Annotated in this window: 13 protein-coding genes; 9 read left to right on the top strand and 4 right to left on the bottom strand. The window is 47.2% G+C overall.

The window, feature by feature from the left end:
• Window positions 1–268 precede the first annotated feature (268 nt).
• Both DR864_RS06115 and trpF read left to right on the top strand, forming a co-directional pair.
• Entirely contained in the window at window positions 269–5,020 is a 4,752-nt protein-coding gene (locus tag DR864_RS06115) for an SdrD B-like domain-containing protein (protein ID WP_162793577.1), read from the top strand.
• 110 nt (window positions 5,021–5,130) lie between these two features.
• Entirely contained in the window at window positions 5,131–5,748 is a 618-nt protein-coding gene (trpF, locus tag DR864_RS06110) for a phosphoribosylanthranilate isomerase (RefSeq protein ID WP_114066120.1), read from the top strand.
• A 178-nt stretch (window positions 5,749–5,926) separates the two neighbouring features.
• Here the strand turns inward: trpF and DR864_RS06105 are convergent, their stop codons facing one another.
• From DR864_RS06105 to DR864_RS06090, 4 genes are all read right to left on the bottom strand, one after another.
• On the bottom strand, window positions 5,927–6,559 hold the full coding sequence (locus tag DR864_RS06105; RefSeq protein ID WP_114070176.1) for an NAD(P)H-dependent oxidoreductase: 633 nt from the start codon (window positions 6,557–6,559) through the stop codon (window positions 5,927–5,929).
• Window positions 6,560–6,764: 205 nt separating this feature from the next.
• Window positions 6,765–7,316 carry a hypothetical protein gene (locus tag DR864_RS06100; protein WP_114066119.1) on the bottom strand — a complete coding sequence of 184 codons (552 nt, stop codon included), beginning with the start codon at window positions 7,314–7,316 and terminating at the stop codon, window positions 6,765–6,767.
• Window positions 7,317–7,366: 50 nt separating this feature from the next.
• Complete coding sequence (locus tag DR864_RS06095; RefSeq protein ID WP_114066118.1) at window positions 7,367–8,977, bottom strand: SusD/RagB family nutrient-binding outer membrane lipoprotein; 1,611 nt, start codon at window positions 8,975–8,977, stop codon at window positions 7,367–7,369.
• Between the two features lie 101 nt (window positions 8,978–9,078).
• Window positions 9,079–12,369, bottom strand: coding sequence for a SusC/RagA family TonB-linked outer membrane protein (locus DR864_RS06090; protein WP_114066117.1), 3,291 nt, complete (start codon window positions 12,367–12,369; stop codon window positions 9,079–9,081).
• Between the two features lie 1,307 nt (window positions 12,370–13,676).
• On the opposite strand from DR864_RS06090, the gene DR864_RS06080 reads away from it, so the two are divergent.
• The 7 genes from DR864_RS06080 to DR864_RS06050 all read left to right on the top strand — a co-directional run bounded on the left by DR864_RS06080 (window position 13,677) and on the right by DR864_RS06050 (window position 24,519).
• Window positions 13,677–16,811, top strand: coding sequence for a SusC/RagA family TonB-linked outer membrane protein (locus DR864_RS06080; protein ID WP_114066115.1), 3,135 nt, complete (start codon window positions 13,677–13,679; stop codon window positions 16,809–16,811).
• Window positions 16,812–16,832: 21 nt separating this feature from the next.
• A complete protein-coding gene (locus DR864_RS06075) occupies window positions 16,833–18,377 on the top strand; it encodes a SusD/RagB family nutrient-binding outer membrane lipoprotein (RefSeq protein WP_114066114.1) in 1,545 nt (514 codons plus the stop codon).
• A 50-nt stretch (window positions 18,378–18,427) separates the two neighbouring features.
• Window positions 18,428–19,783 carry an enolase C-terminal domain-like protein gene (locus DR864_RS06070; protein ID WP_114066113.1) on the top strand — a complete coding sequence of 452 codons (1,356 nt, stop codon included), beginning with the start codon at window positions 18,428–18,430 and terminating at the stop codon, window positions 19,781–19,783.
• A gap of 91 nt (window positions 19,784–19,874) precedes the next feature.
• Window positions 19,875–20,936 (top strand): LacI family DNA-binding transcriptional regulator, encoded by a 1,062-nt coding sequence (locus DR864_RS06065; RefSeq protein ID WP_114066112.1) that lies wholly within the window; start codon window positions 19,875–19,877, stop codon window positions 20,934–20,936.
• 55 nt (window positions 20,937–20,991) lie between these two features.
• Window positions 20,992–22,233: a mandelate racemase/muconate lactonizing enzyme family protein gene (locus DR864_RS06060; protein ID WP_114066111.1), complete on the top strand. Its 1,242-nt coding sequence runs from the start codon at window positions 20,992–20,994 to the stop codon at window positions 22,231–22,233.
• Between the two features lie 50 nt (window positions 22,234–22,283).
• A complete protein-coding gene (gene dgoD / locus DR864_RS06055) occupies window positions 22,284–23,531 on the top strand; it encodes a galactonate dehydratase (protein ID WP_114066110.1) in 1,248 nt (415 codons plus the stop codon).
• A gap of 7 nt (window positions 23,532–23,538) precedes the next feature.
• Entirely contained in the window at window positions 23,539–24,519 is a 981-nt protein-coding gene (locus DR864_RS06050) for a hypothetical protein (RefSeq protein WP_114066109.1), read from the top strand.
• The last annotated feature ends 22 nt before the right edge of the window (window positions 24,520–24,541 follow it).

Below are 24,541 nucleotides of genomic sequence, written 5' to 3'. Positions count from 1 at the left end.
GCATGGATTCTGTTAAATAAACAATAATTCATTAGAAGAGAAGGTTTAGATAAGGATAAACCTATTGGGTATATATTTTTTTAAAATATATACTTTTTTTTGTTATTAAATTTATTGAACGTATTGGAATATAAGTCATTGATATTTAGGTTTTTATGCCCATTTGATTGGGCTTTTTTGTATTAATAGGCATATTTATTGTTAATGTTTTGTGTTTTTTGGCAGGATAGTTGGTATGTTTTTAGGGAATGTACAAAAGCCTAAAATCATGAAAATACTGTTTACTATTTTTTTATTTTTAAGTGCCTTTCTAAACCTCAACGCGCAATGTCCTGGCACTTGCACCTATACTTACAATGGTTCAGGAAGTACCAACTTTACCCTAAATGGCGGGGAGACGCTTTGTATTACGGGAAATGCACCCAGTGGATTAAACATCAATTTCAATGGGTCGGGGGTCAATACGATATGTATATCGCCGGGGGTATCATGGACGCAGGCTTTTGGCTTTAACGTTAGTGGAAACCTCGTCATCAATAATTATGGTACTTTCAACATGAACGGTAGCTATAATATTAATGGTGGTGGCACAATGGAGGTAAATAATAATGCGGGGGCTACCCTCAACACCGACTCCCAGGGTTTTGGCTCAGGGGTAATTATCCGCAACAGCAGTACAATGACTTGGACGGCAACGTCTGGCATCAACAATCAAGGTACATTCCAACTCTACAACGACACTCCGACGTCGATAATGACCGCTACCGCTACGTCTTTGTTTAAGATTGGTAATGGCAATACTTTTGAGAATTACGGCATTTTTACAGTGTCCAACTTAGAGAACGAAGAAGCCTTTCGTTTTTATAATGATGCCAGTGGCAAGATTACAATAGGCCGTTACTTTTATAATCATGGGGCTTTTTTGAATGAGGGGTTGACCGAAACAATTTGTGGCAACTTTGGCTCAGTTGCGTGTGAGTTTATTGTCGGAGATAAAGGGCCAGGGAAAGAATACATCAATAGTGGGTGTGTAAAAGTGAAGGGTAATGTGAATTTCAACGGTCCAGGTAAGTTGAACGAGGGTACGCTCATTATCGAAGATGGTAACCTGACAATCAACAAACTGGTTACCGGAACAAATGGGCGGATAGTGGTCTTAAACGGCACGAGTACTATTTCGGTCAGTGGGGGTTTCAACGGTACAAACATGAAGTTTTGTGATCAAAACACCGCTGGAAATGCTTTTGATGTAGTGAATGCCAACAATCAAGCGACAACGGTTGTCTACACCGTTGATTGTTCAATAACAGATTGTGGAAGCGCTCCCGTATGTACACAACCTACTCGCACTGTAGTAGCCACCAATCCTACGTGCACCATACCCGGCAAAATCGAATTGACGGCGACCAACGGAGATAAATACGGTATAAGTAAAGGCAATACCTATACAGGGCCAGCCTATGCGGCGGCCACGGCGGTAGGTACATTGTCAGTAATTTTAAAAAACAACATCAGTCACGCGGCTGATTCAACCTTTACAATTCGGGTTTTCAACGGGGCCAACGATTGTTTCAAAGACACTACGGTAACGGTAGCGGCGCTGCCCGTGATCAGTGTGCCTGCGGCTACGGCAGCTTGTCATGCCAACGGAACGCCAGAAGATGCTACCGATGACTACATGACGTTCAGCATTAATGTAGCCGACACGCCCATCAGTTTGCATACTTTTACCGTTACGGCTACGCAGGGCGGCAATCCTTTGGCAGTAACGCTTTCTAACGGTAGCCCTGCAACATCGCTCAACTGTGGCTTAGAGGCTGCGCTGCGTACTCCCATGGGTAGCGCTGGCAAAGGCAATGTCACGCTTACCATTACCGATAATGTAACGGGCTGTTCGACAACCCTCACCATTATTGACTCTGGCACTTGTGCAGTAGCCTGCGTAGAGGGTACTCCAAGCACCGTTAGTTACGAATATGCTACTCAAGTTGATGTAACTGATCTTGATAAATTACCAATAATAATTCCCAAGTTTGATGAGCAAGGTGGCACAAGAGTTTTGAAATCAGTTAAGTTGGAGTACGTAGTAGGCGGTAAGACTACGTTCGTTTTTGAAAATCGTGCGGCCCAATCACAAACGTTTGAAGCAACTGGAACGTCGGATGCTTTTATTGAACTAAATGGTGTGGAGATTGCTAATTCCTCATTGACGATGCCTATTCCTGAAACGACGCTGCCAGGGGGTATTTTGGTGCCCGCGAGCGGCAATTGGTTAGGGGATGTTTTACAGGGTAGTACCCTAACTACTTTGGGTCGTATGTCGTCTTGGGTGAGTGATTATCTAACTTTATTCAAAGACCCACGGACGGACCCAAGATGGGTAACCAATGCCACGGGCAATGCCGTTAATGACGATGATATGCTCCTTGTTCCGATGGTTGAAGATACGGCAAAGGGTTCATTCACCTATACAACTGTTGGCGATTTAGCCCCATTTATCGGTACAGGAAACGTTCCTCTGAATGTCAGTACATTATCAGGTCTTTCGTTGAGCGGTGGTGGTGGCAACATCTTTGCCATCCAGCGTACAAGAGCCTACGCAAGTGCAAAAGTGACGTACACTTATGAGTGTGTTGAGTTGTGCATTAAACCCATAGCCGTAGTTAGTGTCAAAAGCCAAACAATTTGTGCGGGAGATAATGCCTCCGCATATACTGTTGCGCCAAGTACAGGCGTAGATTATAAATGGTACGGCCCATTGGCCGATACAACGAGCAATTTGGGAACGGCAATTGCGGGTCAGACTACGGCCTCTTATACCCCAACAGGTACTGCGCTCACAACCGCAGGTACTAAATACTATGCTGTTATTATCAATACCACTGGTGATTCAACATGTGCCGATACTGCTTTTGTAACGTTAACCGTCAATGCTAAACCAATTATCGCTGACGGCGCAGCCACCATTTGCGAAGGCGAAACCGTGGATTTGACTTCAAAAATCATTGACTATGCTTCTTTACTTAACCCAACGTGGACCATTGCCACCGCTGGCGGTACATCAGTCTCAACGCCCACAAATGTAAGCCCCATCACCACTACCACCTATGTATTGGTAGCCGAAAATGCTTCTGGTTGTAAAGACACGGCGAGTGTAGTAGTAACGGTCAATCCCAAACCGACCATTGCCACGGCGAGTAGTTTTCCTGCCTGCCGCTTAAACGGTACGGCTTACACTATCAAGTTTACCGCCACAGGTGGCACGGTGACGACGGTGCCAAGTTTGACCATTACGGGTGATAGCATTGCCAACATTCCATTGACCACCGCGAGTGTTAAACTTATCATCACAGGTGCGGGCGGTTGCAAAGACAGCATCACGGTCACGGCTCCCGCTTGCGACAAGCCTGTGGGTAGCATTGGCGATTTGATTTGGAAAGATGCTAACGACAACGGCTTGCAGGATTTACCAACCGAAAAAGGCGTAGTGGGCGTGAAAGTAAACTTGTACGCAGCTTCGGGAGGCACCAAAACAGGCCCCGTATTGCAAACAAAAACCACCGACAATGACGGATTATATTTGTTCAGAAATCTGTCCGCAGGCGACTACATCGTCGAAATCGACCAAACGAGTTTGCCAGATACCTGTGTTATTACAACCAAACAAAATACCCTAAGCGACGATACCAAAGATTCTGATTTTAACCCAAGTTCGGGCTTGAGCCAGGTCATTACGCTTGCTCCAGTCTTTAATCCAACGACACCTGCTGATAGCTTGGCGACCAATAATCTGACGGTTGATGCAGGTCTGGTAGTTCCTTGTATCAAATCAAACATCACCTTGACGACTGCGCCTGTTTGTTCGCCCGATGTGCAAACCTACAGCCTGACTTTCAGTGTTACCAATAAAATGGGTATGGTAAAAGTTGACAAAGGTGTGTTGACAGGAAATAACCCTTACACCGTAACGGGTATTCCGACGGGAGCTACGTTGAAAATCACCGATAGCCTGAGTGCAGTGTGTAAATTCGACACCCTGATTACGGGGCCAAACTGTAACTGTAATCCACCGTTACCAGTATTGATTACCCCAAGTTTAACCGCTTGTATTGGCGATACCTTCCCGACCATCAAAGCAACCGTCGTTGGTTTGGCCACGGTCGAGTGGTTTACTGCGGCATCTGGCGGAGCGGCAGTCTTTACAGGCCTAAACTATAAACCAGTGGGAAGCGTTACTGGCGATACCGTCTTCTACGCACAGGCCCGCAGCACTGATACTAGTTGCCCCGCCGCCATCAGCACTGGGCGGGTAGCAGTCACCATCAACGCACAAAACTGTACCGTTGAAGTAGATTTGGCGCTTAGGAAGTCCATTAATACTAAGATAGCACAGATTGGCGATACGCTGACGTATACGATTAAGGTTTTCAATCAATCCAACACAGCGGCAACGGGTGTGGAAGTGGCCGATAGCATTGCCACGACGGTACAGTTTGTAGCGGGTAGTTTTGTGGCCAGTCGCGGCAGCGCATCCATTAGTGGTAATGTGATTACGTGGACGATTGGCGGTATTGCGGCCAACGCAGGAGCCAATGGCGACACAGTTACGCTGACGTACAAAGTAAAAGCTGTTCAGGAAGGGGTTCATTTTAACACGGCAGAAATCAGCAAGACCAATGAAAAAGACATTGACTCGACCCCAGGAGATGGTAAACTGGGAGAGGATGACATCGAAAGTCAGTGTTTTACGGTGCCATTCAAGCTGTGTCCAACTGAAAAAGTGGAGGTCAATGTCCCAGTGTTTTTAACCAATGTGCAATGGTTTAAAAACGGAGGAACAGCCCCGATTGCCGCTGGCAACACCGTGTTATTGACTGAAATAGGCACGTATACTTTCACGGCTTCCAATCAAACATGTCCTGCCAATGGCTGTTGCCCGATCATCATTGAGCCGGGTGTCAATTGTTGTCCTGAGGATTTATGCATTCCGTTTACCATTCAAAAGGTCAAAAAGAAGTAAGGAGAACGTAATTGCGGGCGTAGGTATATTCGTAGAGAAATCACTGTGGGCATTTCCCGCAGTGATTTCTCATTTTCAGCCGTATATTTGTCCTTCAATTTTATGGAAGTATGCTAAAAACCATTGTAAAAATCAGTAATGTTACCAACCTGTCAGACGCCCGCTATTGCGCGGGGATGGGGGTTGAGATGCTTGGATTTTCGATTGATGAAACAAGTGATACTTATGTTGACTTAAAGCGTTTTCAAGATATTCGGTCTTGGGTATCTGGGGTTCAAATTGTAGCCGAAACGGACTCCCTTGAGGCCGAAACATTGTTAGAAAAGTTGATTCAGTACCAGCCCGATGCGATTCAGGTGAGTCATGCCGAATTGTTGCCTTGGCTTAAAAGTGAAACCAGTAAGCCCCTTATCCTCCGCATTGAAGCCGATCAGGATGCCGACACCATTGAAGAAATCATGACCAATTATACGGCCTACGCGACGTATTTTTTGCTCGAATCAAGTTCAGACACCGCTTTAGATGGTGACTGGCCGTCATTTTTGAACACACTGTCTACTCGTTTTTCCATTTTATTAGGCTTCGGAGTTACGGTTGACAACGCAGATTTTCTCCTCGATGATGTAAATATTGCAGGTATTGTCCTGCGCGGAAGCGACGAAATTCGTCCGGGTTACAAAGAATTCGGGGAATTAATGGATGTGTTGGAAGCATTGGAAGAGGAATAATTCAGGGACAGGAGTTGAAGTAATGTCCGTTTTTTACACCAATGTGTGGGGTTTCCTTTCGTCAGTTCAGGGTGTTGCTTCATGAATACAAAAAATGCTCTCTGCGGCGAAACAGAGAGCATAAGTATTAGTAAAAAAACACAGGTAAAATGCTGAATATAAACCCGTAAAGGGTTTATTAGTTCAAGTGGGTGTACAGCAACTCGCTAGGCGTTCTAACTTTTTTGAGCTTTGCCAACCAGTCGTTTGCCTCATCGCGGTAGCCTAAAGCCAAGATGGCGGTGCTTTTTAATCCTTTGTCTTTCAAGCCCAAAAGCTCATCCAATGCTGCGGCATTGAAGCCTTCCATCGGGGTGGCATCTACTTTTTGTTCAGCTGCGGCCAGCATCGCAATACTCAAGGCAATGGCTGACTGTTTGGCGGTATGTGCAAAATTTTGTTCGGGTGTTTGCGTCGTGGTCATCGTAATCAACCGCGTACGGTAGGCATCCGTCGCGCTGTCTGGCAAACCTCTTTCGGCGTTTGAAAAAGCAAAGAAATCATTGATACGTTGCTCGGTATATTTATCCCAAGCGGCAAAAACCAACAAATGTGAGGCATCGGTGATTTGGCTTTGGTCAAAGGCAATGGGCCGTATTTTTTCTTTCAATTCTAGATTTGTAATGACCAAAATCTCGTAAGGTTGTAAACCCGACGAAGAGGGCGACAGGCGTATAGCTTCCAGTATATAGTCAATTTTTTCTTGTGGAATTTTCTCTCCCGTCATTTTCTTAGTGGCGTAGCGCCACTGCAAATTTTCAAGTAAGCTCATATCTGTAAATACATTAATTGTAATTGTATATATTACAATTGCTTCCTTAAAATCGTTCATTTATTGAGTTAAATGAATTTATTTTTCGGTTAAGTGTCTGTATAATAGCGTATTAATGTGTGTTATGTTTGAGTGCATCAATGGGCTAGGACATAAAAAAACGGCCCGTGAATCCACGGGCCGCTGAATGTATTTTGATTTTGTGTTACTGTAACAAGACATCAAGCAGGGGCGTAAAGGTACTACCGAGTGGGTTGACGGTGATTCCTGGCCCTGAATTTTGCCATGAAAATACCCGGCCATCTTTCATGGTGGCCACAAAACGCACCCGAATACGGTCGTTGGCGCGCAAGTTGGCGGTCGCAAATCCCGTCTTGGTCAGTAACTCATTGACCGAGATTTGCTCTTTACCGTTGAGTGCCGTAATAGACTTTACCATCACTCCATGCGGGGCGCTTGTAGTCGCCGCTGGCGTAACGACGGTTCCTCTGACGTGGCTGACGTAAGCGTCCACTTTCTCAATTTCAACCGCGTTTTGGCTTTTGGTGGTAAAACTCATCGAGGCTGAGGCCACACCTGTCAACGGCACGGGGATGGTGTTGACATTGGCGGCGGTAACGGCCGTGGGCAGCGGGTCGGGCAATGCCACGAAATGGGCACCGTTTTTGATTTCAGGAAAAGGGCTTTTCTGCTCGCAGCCCCAAAAAGCAATGGCCAGTAATGTGCCAACAAAGGATATTTTTATGCTATTTTTCATGATTTTTTCATTATTGATTAACAAATAAGGAGTCACTCTTCAAGAGCCAACTACTTTTGCCAGAACACTTTGTCGTTTGCTACCACGCGTTGCGGGGGGGCATTGGGGTTCAGTTGCAGCTCTCCAGGAGTAGGATAGGGGTACGATTGCGGATAGCCCCGATTTACGTTGGTAAAGGGGATGCCGTCGGTGTTGGGGTCGTAAATTTTTGGAAACCCCGTCCGACGAATATCGTTGTAAGATTCAAGTGCGAAACCAAAATTTGAAATCCACTTTTCGGTCATGATTAGCTCCAACTTACCGCTGTCGGAAGCCGCGTCGTACTTAACCAACACCGCATCAACGTATTCTTTGATGGCCGCCGCCGTGATGGCAGGCGCTCCGCCCCGTGCGGCGGAGGCATTGACTTCGGCAAATGCCGCGTTGATGGCGTCGCTGAAAAGCTGTTTGGCATTGCCCGTACTCACCCCCGTTTGGGCCAGCTCGGCCCGGGTAAATAAGTGCGAGTGATACGGCAAAATACGCTGTGGACCGTCGCCGCGTGCGGAGGCTCCGCTTACCCCGGCAGCGCTTACGCCATTTCCGTCGTCAAAACGCCCGCCACAGTAGTAAAGCCCTATAATTGCGATGGATGAAGATTGGTCAAATCCTTGGTTCGGTCCTTGCGACGAAAAATAAATGGAGACAAAGTTGCCGTTTCGATATTCTACCGCGTTTTGGGCGTTGGGACGCGCCGCCGAAAGTTGATTGAAATAATAATACGGAATCCGGGGGTCTTGGATACCCGTCAAAATGGGATTCAATGTACTTGTTCCGAGCAGGATTTCGTGAAAATACGGACTGATGTAATTGTCACGCCCCGTGGTGGTGATGTTGTAATCTTCCCTGAACGCAGGGTGACGGTTATCGGGGGCGCTTGAGGTGCCGTAGTTTAGCGAAAAGTTTCCCCCTGCCTTCATTAAATCATCTTCAGCAATCAGCGCATTCACAGGCGCACTTACATTTTGTACCAACCGAATTTGGTTGTACAGTTTTAGTTTTAAGGATTTGGCAAACTGCCGCCAACGCACCAAATTGCCCGCATAAATTAAATCATCGGTACGGGGGCTGAGCGCCGACGTTTTGGCGAGGTTGGCAATTCCTTCGTCAATCAGGGTAAAGAGCTGCGGATAAATATCCTGCCCTTTATCAAACTTCGGGAATTGAATTTTGGCCGCAGTACTGGCTTCCGTAAACGGTACATCCCCCCATACATCGACCATGTAACTAAACGCCAGTGCTTTCATAATTTGGGCCACGCCAGCGTAGGTAAACTGTTGGCTAGCAGTGGCTTGGTCAGATAGTACATTCAGGTTTTGGATGGCACGGTAGAGATTGGCCCAGGCCTGTGTTCCTGCAAAATCCTGCCCTGTAATGGCATATTGGTCATTGGTGCTACGTTGGGTGACCTGATGTACAAAAACCCCCGCAGGGTTGGACAATCCTGGAGACCCTGACCCAATTGAGTTGACAATGTCCAATTGCGCATTGGTCAGCAACTGGGCTGTTGAGACTGCCGAAGGGTTATTGGGGTCCGTATTGATGTCGAGATTACAGGCGTTCAGCAGCAGCATGGCCAACGTCAGCACGCCATATTTTATATAATGATTTATTCGGTTCATTGTGTTTCAGAATTAAGTGATGTAGTCATTTACCGTTGTCCGTTTTACGGAATTTTGGATTTACGATTGTATTTTTCGTTCTCCATATTTCCGTTTTCCGTTTAGAATGTAACGCTCAAATTGACCCCGAAACGACGCACGGACGGAGCTGAGAAAAAGTCAATTCCTTGGGTATTGGTGTTGCCAAACGTGTTGACTTCAGGGTCGAAGTTGGCGTGTTTGGGGAAGTGGGGCGCAAAATACCACAGGTTGCGTCCGCTTAGTGTGAGGCTCACCGCGCCAAATGGCGTTTTTGACAACAACGTTTTTGGTAGAGAATATCCTAAGGTGATTTCGCGTAAGCGGACCACAGATGCATCCCACACCGAGAATTCATTGGGGCCGTTGATAGCCAATGCTCCGCCCGCTGCCTGAAACCACAGGTTGTTTTCCATTACCTGAATGTTGTTGGGGATGGGTTGTCCGTCGCCGCCAAGCAGTGGTTTGAGGGTGTTGGCATCTCCCAATACGCCAGCTACTACTTTAGGAACTTCACGGTCTTCGGTGTCCTGCGTTACCCCACGACCCAGCAAAAACTGGTTTGTCCATGAATACAGGTCGCCGCCGTGGCGATAATCAACCACGCCGCTGAGGGTAAAGCCTTTGTATTTCAACGTGTTGGTTACCGCCAAAATAAATTTGGGATTGGGGTTGGCGATGATTTTCTGTTGGATGTCAGGAATGGTCAGACCCGTATTGGGATTGATGAGGGCGTTGCCCTTTTCGTCGCGGGCCACGGCCGTTCCACGCAATACCCCAAACCACTCGCCGGGGCGAACCACGGGAATCGGGTTGTTGGTAAAAATATTACGCAATGTCACTTCTTCGACGCCGTCGGCCAGTGATTCTACGATGTTTTTATTTTGGGTGTACGCGGCAAAAATATCCCATTTAAAACTATTTGCGAGTTGAATCGGCACCAAGGTAATCCCCGCTTCGATGCCTGAGTTACGAATCGAACCGAAGTTGGTTACAAAAGAAGTGTAACCCGATGACTGCGGCAACGAACGACGGGCGATAATATCGGTACTGAGGCGATTGTAGTACGTAAAATCAATCACTGCTCTACCGCCGAAAAACTCAAGGTTGGTTCCGAGTTCAATCTCTTTCGTAAATTCAGGTTTTAGGTTGGGGTCGAATGCCGAAGAAGCCACCGATGCGCCCGGCTGACCGTTGAAGGGATAATCATTATAGCGGGTGGAACCCGTCTGTCCCGAGCTTTCTCCGAAATTGATTCTGAAGGTATTGAGCGTTTGGTAAGGGTCGGCATCGCGACCTACTTTGGCGTAACCCAACCGCAGTTTTGCGTTTGTCAGGGCTTTGGATTTGATATTGAACGCCTCGGTCAAAATGAATGAAGCACTGCCAGAATAGTAAAAATAACTGCGATTAGATGCTGGCAGGGTAGACGACCAGTCATTACGGCCCGTGAGGTTTAAGAATAAGTAATTTTTGTACCCCAAGGTCATGTCAGTAAAGGCCGCGTACATCCGGCGCTTGTTGATGCCAGTATTGCCAGTGTTGGGCGTTACGGTACTGACGTTGGTAATCAAATCGATGCCTCGGGTTACTATGCCTAGCCCGTTTACGCTCGTTTGGTCGCTGCCGCGTTGGTTGTAGTTGGCGCCTACAATGGCCCGCAGATTAATGTCCGAGGTTAAGTTTTGCGTGAGATTAAACAGCACGTTGTGGTCTTGTTCTTGAAATTCAATGGCGTCAAACTGCATACTTCCAACCCCCTGAGCGCCCGAAAGCGAACCCGCCGAAATACGCTGAAAACGGTTGTCGTTGTAGCTGTTGAAACCTCCTTTGTAAGTTACGTTCAACCAATTGGTAATGTCATACAAAATGCTGCCATTCAGGGCAATGCGGTTTACTTTGCTCGTAAAAATGCTGTTGTTAACGGACCAATACGGGTTGTCGGCCTGTCCAAACGGGAAGAAAAAGACACCATTGCCAAACGGGTCTTCGTAGGGCAGTTGGTCGAGTGGCCAGTTACGAGGTTGCTGAAACATCCGCGCCAGTGGAGAGGTACCATCGCCCCCAAAGAGAGGGCTGTTTTGAATGGTATTTGTATAAGCTAAGTTGGCCCCGACGATAAAGCCGTTGTCGAGGGTAGTATTTCCGCCCACGCTGATGTTGGTCCGTTCAAAACCTGAGCCTGGGAAAAAACTCTGCTGGTCGGTACGCGAAATCACTGACGTAACGCTGGCTTTGGGGCCGCCCCCCGTGATGCTGACCGAATTTTCGTAGACACTCCCCGTGCGGAAGAAATTCTTCACGTTGTCGGGATATGCTTGGTACGCCACGTTTCCGCCAGGGCGCAGGCCATATTGCGCGGCCAGTGCGGGGTAGTTGGTTGCGTAGGTGTTGTATCCCACCCAAATCGGAATGGAGTCGACGGGGGCGGTAGAATTGGCCCAACCACCTGCCGCGTTGTAGGTGCGGCCTAGGCCGAATGCGGGGCCCCAAGTTCCGTTGGCGTTGGCGTAGACTTGCTGCGAACCAGAACCATATTTGTTCTGGAAATCAGGATAACTCGCGATTTTCTCGGCGGAGTATGACGTATTGTATGTAATTTCCAATCCTTTCTTTGACAGCTTGTTGGTGCCCGATTTGGTCGTAATCACAATTACCCCGTTGGCGGCGCGGGTTCCGTACAGGGCGGCGGCGGCGGCCCCTTTCAAGACCGTCATGGAGGCGATGTTGTTGGGGTCAAGGTCGGCGATGCGGCTAGAGAAGGCGGCTCCGTTGTCACGGAAACTGCCACTTTCGTTTAGGTCGTTGTTGTACGGAATACCATCTACCACAAAAAGCGGTTGGTTGCTACCAAAAAAAGAGTTGGCTCCCCGAATGGTAATCCGCGACGAACTCCCCGCTGCCCCTCCGGAGCCATTGATGTTAACCCCGGGAATCTTGCCCTGCATGGCTTTCAATACATCGGGTTCTGATTTCTGCACCAACTTATCGGCCGAGAGGCGCTCCACTGAATAGCCCAGAGATTTGTTGCTGCGCTCAATCCCGACGGCCGTTACTACCACTTCGGTCAATTGCTTGACGTCGTCGCTGAGAATAACGTTAATGGTGGTTTGGGCACCGACGGCCACTTCTTTGGAGGAATAACCGATAAAGCTGAACACTAGCGTGGCGTTGTTGGGAACCTGAATTTGGAAGGTCCCGTCGGAGTTGGTGGTGCTGCCCGTGGCAGAGCCTTTGATGACGACGTTAACGCCCGGTAGCGGGGTTGCATCGGAGGCGGCGGTCACTTTGCCCGAAACGGTGCGATTTTGGGCATGACCGTGGATGACACTCAGGAAAACCCCAAGCATCAGGAACAATAAACTTTTTTTCATAAATGAATTGAAAATTTGGTTTTTTAATCTGTTGTCAGCAATCTTTTATGATTGCTGACAACAAAGTTCTCCAATTCAATTTTGTTAAAAATCACCCATTTATAGGGGTTTATTAGCGACGATATTACCCAAATATGAAGTTGGATTTTGGCCCAAAAGGGCGAATTTTTTGTGCATTGAGCAGAATTGTATAGTTGGGGAAGGGTGCTTGTTGACCAAAAAATGAAATATTCTACCGTCATATCCCTCATTTACGGTTACCCCTATAGTTAGGGAGGGAAAAAAACATAAAGAAAGCCTAACAGATGAAATGCAGATACATTAAGCTCCGAAAACTACTTTTGTCTAGAAAATAACGGGCTAAAAATGGCGCAATTAGGGTGATTTGCTGCATGTTTTTTTTCTGGAGCTTTGTCCCATCAATCAACAATGACTTTCTAAATGCAAATGCACATTTAATAGTACGAAGTAAACATTTGCAGGTATTAATAGATAAAAATTCTCATACGATTTAGTTTAGGTTAAGAATTATAGCCGCAGGACCTTGTCTTGCGGCTATTTACTTTTTAAATAGGCCGACAGTTTCTTCGTTGTTTGGGGATGGAGAAAGTGCTGGCTTTTTTCTTCCCAATTTTTGCCGATATGCCCTCGTATTGCTTTCTCTGTATCTTTTGAAGAAAAAATGTAAAAAAAATGATAAAAAATTTTTTGTTTAAACGTTTAAACTTACATTTGTATTAAATCCTTCAATTTTTACATAGTAAAATCCAACAAATCCCCTCATGGAAGGGTGTAGATTCATAATTGACCATTTATTAGCCTGATAGTTGCCTAAGTGACGGGACATAAATTCGAGTATTTTAGTTTTAAAACGGAGAAGTGAGTACTGAAGTGGTGAGAAATAACCTTTAGTGACGAATATTTTTTTATATCCAATTGCTTAAACGTTTAAACAAAAAATAGTAGATTAGTTACTTCAAACCATTATTTTAAAAAGATGCCTATGCACTACTAAAAAGGTTTTTGGAGCTAAAAGCGGCTGTCTGCCGCCGATTCCTTCCCGTAAAATGTGATTTTGTTGCCATTGCCACCCATTATCCTGTACGATAGTGACACTACTTTGTTGCGTATATTAATTAGCGTTAGGTGATTTGTTTGCGCAATAAAGGTTTTAAACAGTAACGTGATTTGAAATAAGCAGGCTCACACCTTCGGTGAGCGCAGGATTTTTATTGCCTAAAATTCAAATGTATGTCTATCCTTTTACACCACGGACCTAAAGGGTCCTCCTAAACCCCTATGTACTGATGAAAATAAATTTAACATCCATTCTTCTCTTTTTATGTCTGTATCAAAGCATTGCTTTTGCGCAGAGTATAAAAATTACGGGTAAGGTGACTGACCAAGCCAACGAAGGAATTCCTGGCGTAAATATTCTGGTCGATGGCACCAACAAAGGCACAACCACCGACGCAACTGGCAAGTACACACTTGAGGCCCCAGCCGATGGCCAATTGGTGTTTTCTTACATTGGCTATGTGAGTCAAACCATCAAAGTAAACGCTCGCTCCATCATAGATTTAAAAATGGCCCAGGAAGAAAAAAACCTTAATGAGGTGGTGGTCACGGCCTTAGGGATAAAAAAAGAAGCTAAGACGCTAGGCTATGCCACGGCTACGGTCAATGCCGAAGAGATTTCAACCAACCGCTCGCCCAACGTGGTTAGTGGTCTTCAAGGAAAAATGGCGGGGGTAAATATCTCTACGCTTTCGTCGGGCCCAGGGGGAACGGCCAAAATCCGTATCCGGGGACAATCTTCGTTCAGTGGTCAAAACAACCCGCTTATCGTGGTCAACGGGGTGCCGATTGATAACCAAAACTACTCACTCGGCGGCGATTACGGGACGCGGGCGGCCAATAGTTCAGACGGCGGCGATGGTCTTTCTAGCATCAATCCCGACGACATTGAGACCATGACGGTGTTGAAAGGCGCAACTGCTGCGGCATTGTACGGTTCGCGGGCGAAAGACGGCGTGGTTATGATTACCACCAAAAGCAAAGGCACTGGCAAAGGTTTTGGGGTGGAATACAACGTAAATTATACCACCGATACGCCGCTGGATTTTACCGATTTTCAGTACGAATACGGTCAGGGAGAAGGTGGAAAGCGACCAACTACGCCAAATCCGACGTCGGGTGTGTGGAGTTTTGGGGAGAAATTTCAACCAGGAATGACCCAGATTTTGTTTGACAATAAAACCTACCCCTACGAGCCAGTTTACAACCGCGTAAAACAGTTTTTTAACGTGGGAACTAACCTGACAAACACCGTAACGGTCTCAAACAGTGGACAAAACGGTGGGTTTAGCTTGTCGTTGGCCAATACCGACAACAAGGGCATCATGGCAAATAATACCTTTAACCGTAAGATTATCAACCTTGGATTTACCCAAAACATCACCAAAAAACTGACAGCTTCGGGCAACATTAATTATTCAAAAGAAAACAATATCAATCCGCCCCAGATCAACACGCAGGATTTTTCGGTTTCAACGGTGATTTTTACCTTAGCCAATTCCATGCCTTTTGATGCACTCCGCGACAATCAGACCCTGCCCAACGGCGATGAGTTTGTGTTTTCACGGTTTTTGGTGCGCAATAACCCGTATTACTCACTGAGCAAACACTTCGAAAACGTAGTTCGTAACCGTATTTTTGGCAATATTTCGCTCAAATATCAGGTAGCGGATTGGCTTTATGTGCAGGGAAGATTGGCAGAAGATTTTTACGTACGTAATCAGGATTACAACATTCCAAACGGCTACGCGCCCATTCCAAAAGCGCCTGTAGGCTACGTAAATGGCTCTTTTACGCAGGATGTCAGACAAAATACGGAAAGAAACCTTGACTTGATTTTGGGAGGGAACAAGAATTTTGGGAAAATCGGGGTGGATTTTACGCTCGGAGGAAACCAACGCTACGCCCGCATGGACTACAACAGTGTGACGGTTCAGGATTTTATCCAGCCAAATCTCTATACCGTCATGAATGGTCGGATAAAAAACCCGCTTTACAGCCTGTCGGAGAAGAAGATTAATTCGCTTTTTGGGGCTGCGACCATTTCCTACAACGACTATTTATTTCTGAACGTAACGGCTCGCAATGACTGGTTTTCGACCTTAGCACCTTCAAATCGCAGTATTTTGTACCCTTCTGCCACGGGGAGTTTTATTTTTTCACAGGCATTTCCTAACCTACCGGCGTGGATATCGTTTGGCAAGTTGCGGGCTGCCTACGCCCAAGTGGGTTCTGACAACGTAAACCCTTACTCCAACGCACTGTTTTATGCCGTTGACAACAACTCCTTTCCCAATCCTTCAGGGCAGTTGGTGCCCGTGGGTGGTGTAAATGCTACCGTGGTGCCCAACAAAAACCTACGCCCGCTACGGATAAAAGAGGCCGAAGCGGGTCTGGAATTGAAGCTGTTTAATAACTCCGTAGGCCTTGATTTTACGTATTATCATAAAATTACCGAAGACCAAATTCTCGCCGCGCAAGTGTCTGATGCGTCTTCCTACACCAGTAAACTCATCAACGTGGGTCGAAGCATGAACCGGGGGCTTGAGATTTTGTTTACAATTTCACCCGTTAAAACGAAGTCTTTCCGTTGGGATTTGAGCGCCAACGTGTCTTACAATACCTCTAAAGTATTGCAATTAGGCTTGTCTGAAAAAGACACCGTCATTACAGTGAGCAGCGGCGGCGGGCGTAATTTAAACCAAGTGGTGGGTAAGCCCATTGGTCAAATTTATACGTTCTTTTACCTACGCGACGCACAAGGACGACAGGTGTTTGACAGGAATAGCGGTTTGCCTCTGCGCAACAACACCTTGGTCAATGTCGGGAGTGCGTTGCCAAAATATTTTGGGGGAATTACCAATACCTTCAATTACAAAAATATCATTTTGTCGACGTTGATTGATTTCAAATTGGGGCACAAAATGATTGCGGGGCGCAACATCAACTACCTGCGTCATGGCTTGTCTAAGCGTACTTTGCCGGGCCGCGCCGAAGGTTTTGTGATTGGCAACGGGGTGAATCCAAACGGCGAAATAAACCAAACAAAGTCGGCGGTTCAGCCTTTTTATGAATCAGTCAACCCGCTGGGAATCAACGAAGATTTTGTGTCTAATGCAGGGTTTTGGAAACTGCGTCAGATTACGTTGGGCTATGATTTTGGCAAACTTTTGCCTGCGAAATTCTTTGTAAAAGGAGCCCGCCTCAGCGCCGTTGCCAACAACGTGTTGGTCATCAAAAAATGGACCGAAAACATGGATCCAGAAGAAGCGCTGGTATCGTCCGACAATGGCGTAGGCCTTGATTTTTGGCCCGGTCTGCCGCCTACCCGCAGTGTTGGTTTCAACTTGAATTTGAAGTTTTAACAGTAAACATCCGACAAAATTATGAGAACGAATCATCTAAAATATATCCTGGGATTGCTCCTCACAGTGAGCGTAATGACCAGTTGTGACCAAACTTTTGACGAGGTAAATACCAACAAAGTTGATCCTACCTCATTGGCCCCTTCGTTGATACTCAATAAGGCCATCATCAGTACGACCTACCTCGACGGGTTTTCTACTTTGGGGATGTTGTGCTATAATTTCGGCATTGTCCAGCAAATCATTACACCCTACGGAAGCTCCCTTTCGGGCGGCAATTACAATCAGGTAAACAACGGGAATACTTCCCAAGTATGGATCAATTCTTACCGCAATGTGGTCAAGCAAATCGTGGCCGTGGTAGACCAGACCAAAAGCGACCCGCTGCAATCAAATACCTACCATTGTGCCCGCATTTGGAAAGCCTATACTTTTATGATTTTGACCGATACCTACGGTGATATTCCTTATTTTGAGGCGGGTCAAGGTTACATTACGGAGGTAATCAGCCCCAAATATGACGCCCAACAGGCCATTTATAAGGATATTTTAAAGGAACTCGACGAGGCATCTTCGGCCCTGACCACGACGCAGGCGGCCGTGACAACGGATATTTTGTACGGCGGCAACGTAGCTAAATGGAAAAAATTGGGGTACTCAATGATGCTGAGAGCCGCCATGCGTTTGACAAAAGTAGACCCTGCCACGGCTAAAACCTACGTGACAAAAGCAGTAGCAGGTGGCGTATTGCAGTCCAACGATGACAATTCGGTCATTCGTCACACGGCTATTTTCAACAATTACATTGCCAATCATTTGGCCGCTCGGGAAAAAACCAATTTTTATCTTGCGGCTCCTTTTGTGAATTTTTTAAAGGAGAACAATGACCCCCGTCTGGCGTCCATTGCGGTTCGGTACGTGGGAGCCAAAGGCGGCCCTGAGCAGGTAGCAGCTCGCGCCTCGACCGACCCCAAAGTCCAAATCGGAATGCCGATGGGATACAACGACGTGACCATCACGGGCGTATTGCAGCAAAATGGCGTGGCGAGCATTTGGGATTTCTCGCAGGTCAACCTCAATACCGTGCTTAAATTGGATGCCCCCGAATTTCACATCACCTATTCGCAAGTGCAGCTTTTATTGGCCGAAGCCGCCGTTCGCGGGTGGGTTTCGGGCGCCGCCGCCGACTATTACAGTAAGGGCATCAGAGCGAATTTGGAGCAAATGGCGCTGTACGATGCTTCGGCAGCCATCAAAGAAGATGCTATTCAGACCTACTTAAAGGCCAACCCGCTAGACCCCGCCAAAGCCCTTGAGCAAATCAATACCCAATATTGGGTAGCGGCCTTTTTGGACGGAAATGAAGCCTTTGCCAATTTTCGCCGCAGCGATTTTCCCGCGCTCAAGAAAAATCCGTATCCCGGTTCCGAAATCAAAGGAGATTTTATCCGCCGAATGCCGTATCCCGACAGCGAAATTGTGGTCAACTCGGGTAATATGAACGAGGCCATTACCCGTCAAGGAGCCAACGACATGGACACGCGTGTATGGTGGGATAAAAAGTAAAATTCTGATTTTGAGGCCTTTTATTTTCCTAAACTCTTATTAAACCGGTTATGAATAAAACAGACGTAAACCGTCGGGAAACCATGAAAATGCTGGGCCTTGGTGGCTCTGCTGGACTCCTTGGACTTTTCGGCGGCGTATCCAACGCCCAAGCACGTGAAGAAAAAGGCACGCCATCGTACGCCAAAGCGATGAAGCCCATCAAAATCACCAATGTCAAGGCCATCGCAACGGCTCCGCAGGGTTCAAATTTGATTGTGGTCAAAGTAGAAACCTCTGAACCGGGATTGTACGGTTTGGGTTGTGCTACCTTTACCCAACGCGCAGCCACCGTGATTGTGGCCATCAACACCTACCTCAATGAGTTTTGTGTGGGAAAAGATGTGGACAATATCGAAGACATGTGGCAGGCAGCGTACGTGAGTTCTTACTGGCGCAACGGACCCGTGTTGAACAACGCCCTCAGCGGTTTGGACCAAGCGCTTTGGGACATCAAAGGTAAACGGGCGGGAATGCCGCTCTACCAATTGCTCGGTGGAAAATCACGTTTTGCGATTCCGTGCTATACGCACGCCAACGGCAATACCCCCGAGGCAACGATTGAGAGCGTAAAAAGCATCATGGAGCGCGGATTTAAGTACATCCGAATCCAGCAGGGCGGCTACGGTGCTGTAGGCAGTACCGAACAAAAACCCGATTTTAAAGCAGCAGGTTTTGGCGGAGAAACCGACAATTACATGAATGAACGGACGTATCTGAAATCCATTCCGAAATTGTTTGAAGCCGTCCGGAAAGGTTGCGGCGATGAGATAGAATTGCTGCACGACATCCATGAGCGGGTTCAGCCGATGGATGCTATCAACATGATAAAAAAATTGGAAGATTACCGTCCGTTTTTTATTGAAGATCCTTTTTCCCCCGAGAATATGAAGTGGTTTAAGCAACTGAGGGCCAGTACTTCGGTGCCGATTGCAATGGGAGAGTTGTTCAATAACATCAATGAATTTGTGGAGCCGATGGTCAACCAATGGTTTGATTACATTCGTATACACGTCTCCCAAATCGGGGGAATTACGCCCGCCATGAAAGTGGCTAGGCTGGGCGAATGGTTTAATATCAAAACGGCTTGGCACGGTCCCGGAGACGTGTCGCCCGTGGGACACTCCGCACACGCGCACATTGATTTGGCGGTTTGGAATTTTGGAATTCAGGAGGCCGTCTCATTCAACGAAAAAACACTTTCGGTCTTTTCGGGTTGCCCAACCATGAAAGACGGGTACATGTCGGTCAACGAAGTACCGGGTATCGGGGTGGATATCAACGAAAAAGAAGCCGCCAAATATCCCATTACGACCAAGTCCAACTGGCAGGTCCGGAAGTTTGACGGAACGATTATCCGCCCTTAGGCCGCGCAGACGGAGGTTTTATGGTAGCATAAAATCTCCGCCTGAAATTTTGTTCTAACTTGCAGGCTAAACTTTTATACCCGGTTTCTCAATGAAAACAAAAAAGGTTTCCCTGAAAGATATAGCACAAAAGGCAGGGGTGTCTATTGCGTTGGTTTCTTACGTCATGAATGGTAAAGAGAAGGAGAGTAGGGTAGGAGAAGAAATTGCCAAAAAGATCAAAGAGATTGCCAAAGAGCTAAACTACCAGCCCAACCACCTCGCCAAGAGTTTGCGGAGTGGAAAAACGCACACAATTGGGCTGATTATTGCCGATATTTCCAACCCTTTCTTTGCCAACATTGCCCGGGTGGTGGAGGACGAAGCAAAACGGAATGGGTATACCGTCATTATCGGAAGTTGTGACGAAAACGCCGATAAATCGTGGGACTTGCTCAACGTATTGATTAATCGACAAGTCGACGGTTTTATCATTGTCTCGTCCGAAAACTCTGAGAATCAGGTTTATTATTTGAAGGAAAGAAACATTCCGTTTGTGCTGTTGGACCGACATTTTCCAGATATTCAGACGGATTTTGTGGCCACCAACAACTACAAAGCTTCCTACGATGCGGGGGTTCATTTGGTAAAAAGAGGCTATCAACGGATTGGGCTCGTCGCGTATAAGTCGGATATGTTTCATATGGCAGAACGGATACGGGGCTATAAACAGGCCCTGAAAGACAGTCAAATTCGATTTGAAGTAGGCTGGTTGAAAGAAGTTCGATTTGAAAATATTGAGAAAGAAGTCAGGGAGGCTATTGATGAAATTACGTCGCCCGACCAAAAGGTGGATGCGCTGATTTTTGCCACGTATGGCTTGGCTATCAATGGATTAAAATACCTCAATGAGTTGCGCCTCAAAGTGCCGTACGATTTAGGAATTGTGAGTTTTGGTCAGGCGGAAGTCTTTGACCTGTATTATTGCCCGATTACGTACCTGCGCCAGCCCTTAGAATTATTGGGGAAAACGGCGGTTCAGTACCTGATTGGCAAGCTGAAAAACCCCGACGAAGGAATGAAACAAATATTGATGGAAGCCAAGCTGATTGCCCGGGAATCTTCAATGGCGAAGTCGGAATGGATTTCTGAAGCTAGGGTCGCTGGTCTGTAACACTATTTTGTTTTAACGTTTAACCTCGGCGAAAAACCGCCCTTAACCTTAAAAAATGCAACGACGAAACTTCCTAAAAACAGCGGTTTTGGGCTCAACCGCGCTGGCGGTTGGGTTGCCCTTGTACAAAGCAGAGGCCGCTTCCAAACTAAAAATCACCAAGATTCGCTACTACGCAGCGCCCGGCTACAACAAACCCCTTTTTAATCAAGCCCGGGGCATTGTTGAAATAGAAACCGACGGCGGCATCATCGGCATTGGCGAAGGCGGCTCAAAAGACATGATTGAGCAATGCGCTCAGATGCTGATTGGCGAAGACCCGTTCCGTATTGAGCACCTCTGGCAGTACATTTATCGTGGCATGTTTTATCCGCCGGGCCGCGAAAAACTCCACGGACTGGGCGCGTTGGAAATGGCCCTTTGGGATATTAAAGGCAAGGCTCTGAACGTGCCCGTTTATGAACTACTGGGCGGCGCTACCCGCGATTTCGTCGAATGTTATGCAACAGGGTTTCGGGCCTCCAAAGCCACAACGGAAGAAGGCAGAGCGCAGGACTGTATCGCGGCGGGGCTGCGGGCGTATCGGATTGGCCCCACGGGCGGAAACGGTACTGAGCCTTTTGATTTTTACGATAACGTCAAGAAAACCATTGACATCTGCAAACGAATAGACGCGGCCGTGGGTGGGGGCGGTAAGTGGGCCATTGACCTGCATACCCGTTTTGACATGACCGACGGTTTGAAGATTTGTACGGCCTTGGAAAACCTCGAACCGTATTTCGTAGAAGACATCGTGCGCTCCGAAAATCCAGGGGTGTATAAAACCGTACGCGCTATGACCAAAGTGCCGATTGCGGTGGGAGAACAATTCGGCGACCGTTGGGATACCAATGAACTGATTGAAAATCGGCAGATTGACTATACCCGCTTTACCCTACCCAACACAGGTGGTATCAGTGAATTTAAGAAGATAGCGTCGATGTGCGAAACCCACTATGTGGGCATGATTCCGCATTTTACGGGCCCGTTGGCCACGGCCACACTCGTTCATGTGCTGGGATCGAGTAGTCCAGCGCGTTGTCTGATGGAACTCGGTGGCGGCGAACCAGAGCGCCCGCCGTATTTCAACGAAGATTTTGTCAACTTCAAAAATGGTAAACTGTACCTCAACGACAGCCCAGGTTTGGGTGTGAAGTTTGACCCGAAAAAAGCCACGTTTGTGATGGAAGTAAAAGAAAAAACCAAGTTCCCGCATCCCATTTTGAAAGCGCCTGACGGCTCAATTCATAACTGGTAAAATGAAATGAGAATTCACACTGTTTACACTAAACCTCTATCCTTTTTAAAATGAAATCACCTTCAAAAAAGACGGGTATCTCTCGTCGCAGTGCCATACAGTCGGTATTGGGCGTGGCAGGAATGGGAACCATGACCTTGCCACAAACGTCATACGCGAGTGCCCCAGGGCTTTTCAGAGACTATGGGCAGGTAAAGATTACTAAGCTCGAAACTTTTTTGGTAAAACCCCGGTGGATTTTTCTCAAAATCCATACCGACGTAGGCATTGTAGGCTTGGGTGAGCCCCTGCTTGAAGGCCGGGCGCTTACGGTACAGACCGCCATCAAAGAAGTAGAACCGTATCTGATTGGTAAAGACCCACGGGCAGTAGTGCACCACTGGCAAGCCATTTATCGCCACGCTTTTTACCGAGGCGGCCCGATTCTCACCAGTGCGCTGAGTGGGATAGACCATGCGTTGTGGGATATTAAAGGGAAACTTTTGAACGTACCCGTGTATGAATTGTTGGGCGGCCCCACCCGTGACCGGGTGCGTATCTATGGCCGTGCCGCCAACGCCGAAGACATGAAAAAAAGAAAGGCCGAAGGCTACACGGTCATCAAAACGGGAGTGGCGAAAATCAACCCCGCCAACATCGTCGAAAATCCGAAATTTATTAAATACGCTGCCGATAATTTTGCCTCGCTGCGGCAGGCTGGTGGGCCAGATATGGATATTGCGATTGATTTTCATGGGGCCATTTCACCCCAAACCGCCAAGGTACTCATCAAGGAGTTGGAACAGTATCAACCCATGTTTATTGAAGAGCCTTGTCAGGCGCAAAACGTGGATACGATGGTGGATATAGCCCGGGGGACGCACTTGCCGATTGCGACTGGCGAGCGGATTTTTACCAAATGGGGTTTTCGGGAAATTCTTGAAAAAGGCGCGGCGAGCATCATTCAGCCCGATTTATGTCACGCTGGTGGCATTACCGAAGGACGCATCATTGCGGGGATGGCCGAGGCGTATTATGTCCCTATTGCCCCGCACAACCCAATGGGCCCTATTTCGCTGGCCGTGGGGTTAGCATTGGCGGCCAGTGTCCCCAATTTTTTGGTTCAGGAGCAGGTCTCATTGGGAGAAGGTTATTTGAAAAAACCTTTTGTGCTGGAAAAAGATGGCACCGTTTTGGTTCCGAAAGGCCCAGGTTTGGGCATCGAATTGGACGAAGAAAAAATGAAGGATAAAATCGGCCACGATTGGAAAAACCCCGAAACATATAATGCCCTCGACGGTTCTGTCACTGACTGGTAATCATAAGATGAAAAAGAAAATTGTTGCTATTGCGTTGAGTATGAGTGTCTGCGGAGGGTTTATTACCTCCGCAGATTTTCCTACGGCCAAAATCACCAATGGGCTGATTGAAGCGGAGTTATACCTGCCCGATGCCCAGCGGGGGTATTATCAGGGAACCCGGTTTGATTGGTCGGGCGTGATGCCGCGTCTGGACTATAAAGGCCATTCGTATTTTGGCATATGGAATCCCGCACCTTATGATCCTAAACTACACGATGCCATTGCGGGACCCGTGGAAGAATTTGTGGCCGTAGGGATGAACGAAGCACCCATTGGTGGTGAATTTCTAAAAATCGGCGTGGGAACACTCATCAAACCCGATGCCAAACCCTATTCTTTTATGACGCCCTACACCCTTAAAAACGAGGGGGAATGGACGGTGAAACCATTTAAGGACAAAGTAGAATTTACGCATGAGCTGACAGACGCTGCTGGCTACGGGTATGTGTACCGTAAAACCGTTCGGTTGACCAAGGGAAAACCTGAGTTGGTGTTGGAACACAGTCTGAAAAATACGGGGACAAAGCCCATCGAAACCCAAACCTACAACCATAATTTTTTCATGATTGACAATGAGCCGACGGGGCCCAATATCAAAACGACTTTTCCGTTTGAGGTAAGCGCCGAAGGCCGCAATTTTGGCATGATTGCCAAAGCGGGAAATAAAGCCATTACCTATTCACGGCTGATAGAATCGGGCGAGTTTGTGTTTAGCGCTGGTTTGCAGGGTTTTGGTGCTACGTCCAACGACTATTCGATGCTTATTCAAAACCTCAAAACGGGCGCGAGCGTCCGAATCAAAGGCGATAAGCCCTTGGAGAAATTTGTGTTTTGGGCATGTCATACCACTTCATGCCCAGAGCCTTACATCAAGCTATCGGTAAAGCCGCAGGAAGAAATTCATTGGAAAATTACGTATGAATTTAAAGTAGAAACGCCAAAATAAAACTTGTCTAATTTGTACTATC

This window comes from Runella rosea (assembly GCF_003325355.1).
In the GTDB taxonomy this organism is placed as follows: Bacteria; Bacteroidota; Bacteroidia; order Cytophagales; family Spirosomataceae; genus Runella; species Runella rosea.
This window is presented reverse-complemented; position numbering and strand designations above follow the sequence as displayed.